Source organism: Ochrobactrum sp. XJ1, from assembly GCF_024701725.1.
Classification (GTDB): Bacteria; Pseudomonadota; Alphaproteobacteria; order Rhizobiales; family Rhizobiaceae; genus Brucella; species Brucella anthropi.
The window spans coordinates 1-2,624 of record NZ_VDGD01000048.1; the positions used below are offsets into that span (position 1 = coordinate 1).

The following is a 2,624-nucleotide window of genomic DNA, read 5'->3' on the forward strand; positions in this document are numbered from 1 at the left end:
TGCATAACGGCAATCTAGGTGAGATTCAGCGTCAATCAGGATGAGACTCGCGCCGGGGTGTGACGGAGTGAGGGCGTAGCCCGATCGTAGTCATACCCCGGCGTGGCGCAGAATTTGGCGTCTCAAGATCGCGGTCGGTCCGGTACATTTGCGGTTTTCTGGATTGGAGAACCAGTTTGTGCCGGGTTGCCATGTAACCGATCATCAGATGAGACTCTTCATGAAGTACCGACAAACGCATTCCGTAGAGGTCGCCGCAGCAAAAGCGTCGATCAGCCGAGCTACGGCATACCGCCTCGACAAGGAGGTGCAACTACCATCTCAGAGCAAAGCGCCGCGTGGACGCCGCCGCCCTGATCCCTTGGAGCCAATATTCGAGACTGAAGTCGTCCCGCTCTTGAAGGCCGCACCCGGCATCCGTGCCGTCGCTGTCTACAACGAGATGCTGCGCCGACATCCAGAACTGTCTGAAGGTATCCGCCGCACGCTTGAACGACGCATTCGGTCGTGGCGTGCTGTCCATGGCGAAGCGCAGGAGGTTATCTTCCGCCAGACGCACGAGCCAGGCCGGTTGGGCCTTTCGGACTTTACCGATGCCAGCGGTCTTGGTGTGACCATCGCCGGCCAGCCGCTTGATCACCTGTTCTATCACTTCCGGCTTGTCTGGTCGGGCTTCGAACATGCCCATGTCATTCTCGGCGGAGAAAGCTTTGTCGCGCTGGCCGAAGGGCTTCAAAATGCTCTATGGTCCGTGGGTGGTACGCCGCTTTATCATCGAAGCGACAGCCTTTCGGCGGCATTCCGCAACCTCGACGCCGATGCCAAGGTCGATCTCACGCACCGATACGACCAGCTTTGCTCCCATTATAGAATGACGCCGACGCGCAACAACAAAGGCGTCGCGCATGAGAACGGCTCGATAGAAAGCTCCCATGGCCATCTCAAGAACGCCGTTCATGATGCCCTGCTGATGCGGGGGACCAAGGAGTTCGACGATCTCGGTTCTTACCGCGCCTTTGTCGACGAGATCGTCAGCCGTCGCAATGCTGCCCATGGCAAGCGTATCGATGCTGAGCGATCCCATCTGCAGGCGCTGCCCGAGCGCAGGACCACGGACTTCGAAGAGATTGTCGTCACGGTGTCCCGGACGGGCGGCTTCACCTTGCGCAAGGTCTTCTACACCGTGCCATCCCGCCTGATCGGCCACAGGCTACGAGTTCGCCTGTTCGACGATCGGCTGGATGTCTTCGTCGGCGGTACGCATCTGATGACGTTGCGCCGCGGACGCGGCCACCCCGACGGGCGACACGATCAGGTCGTCAACTACCACCACGTCATCCATTCCCTGCGCAAGAAGCCGATGGCGCTCCGCGGCCTCGTTTATCGCGACAAACTCTTCCCGCGTCCGGAATATCGCAAGGCCTTCGAAGCCCTCATCGAGCATCTTCCCGACAAGCAGGCTTGCAAGATCACCGTTGAGCTTCTGGCATTGGCGCATGACCGCGGTTGCGAGCGCGAACTTGCCAAAGAATTGGCCAGAACCCTGGATGCGGGCGATTTACCGGATCTGGCCGCCATGCGAACGCTCTTCGGTCCGGATCCAGCCAAGCTGCCGACCGTTCATGTGCAGCTCGCATCGCTCAACGGTTATGAGGCCCTGATCGGGACAGGAGAAGCCGCATGAAGAACGCTCACGTTATCGACGAAGCACGGCTCGCCATCATGCTCAACGAACTTCGGCTACCGACCATCAAAACGCTGTGGCCGCAATTTGCCGAGCAGGCGGACCGGGAAGGATGGCCAGCCGCTCGCTTCCTGTCGGCTATTGCCGAGCACGAGCTGGCAGAGCGTGCCAATCGCAGGATTGAACGACATCTCGCCGAAGCGCACCTGCCGCCCGGAAAGACCTTGGACAGCTTCGCCTTTGACGCGGTACCCATGATCTCGAAGGCGCAGGTCATGGCAATTACCGCTGGCGACAGTTGGCTCGCCAAGGGAGCTAACATCCTCATGTTCGGTCCGCCCGGCGGAGGAAAGAGCCATCTTGCTGCCGCTATCGGCCTTGCGCTGATCGAGAACGGATGGCGGGTCCTGTTCACCCGGACTACCGATCTTGTGCAGAAGCTTCAGGTCGCCCGCAGGGAACTGCAGCTTGAGTCTGCCATCGATAAACTCAACAAGTACGACTTGCTCATCCTCGATGACCTCGCCTACGTCACCAAGGACCAGGCGGAAACAAGCGTGCTATTCGAGCTGATCTCGGCACGATACGAGCACCGGTCGATCTTGATCACTGCCAACCAGCCGTTCGGAGAGTGGAACCGGGTCTTTCCAGATCCTGCCATGACACTCGCAGCAGTCGACCGGCTTGTGCACCATGCCACGATCTTCGAGATGAATGTCGAAAGTTATCGCCGCAGAACCGCGCTTGAGGAAAAACGCCAGCGGGGCCGACCGGCCTCGTTTGCGACAATCAGGACCTCAACGCTGTCTGTCGCGCAGCGGCAATCAGAAAACGAAGAAGAACTTGTCAACGGCAATCAGCATGATAATTTGATCCCGACCGCGACCTAAGAATCTCATCCAGATTGTCGCAAGCGTCTCATCCTGATTGTCGCGCTATA

The 2,624-nt window shown here is 59.0% G+C and carries 2 protein-coding genes; both read left to right on the top strand.

The features are described from left to right. Positions 1-178 precede the first annotated feature (178 nt). Positions 179-1,684: an IS21 family transposase gene (istA, locus tag FG152_RS27015; protein WP_105529096.1), complete on the top strand. Its 1,506-nt coding sequence runs from the start codon at positions 179-181 to the stop codon at positions 1,682-1,684. Continuing rightward, on the top strand, positions 1,681-2,574 hold the full coding sequence (gene istB, locus FG152_RS27020; protein ID WP_105529095.1) for an IS21-like element ISRel5 family helper ATPase IstB: 894 nt from the start codon (positions 1,681-1,683) through the stop codon (positions 2,572-2,574). Before istA ends, istB begins: the two co-directional genes overlap by 4 nt. Positions 2,575-2,624 lie beyond the last annotated feature (50 nt).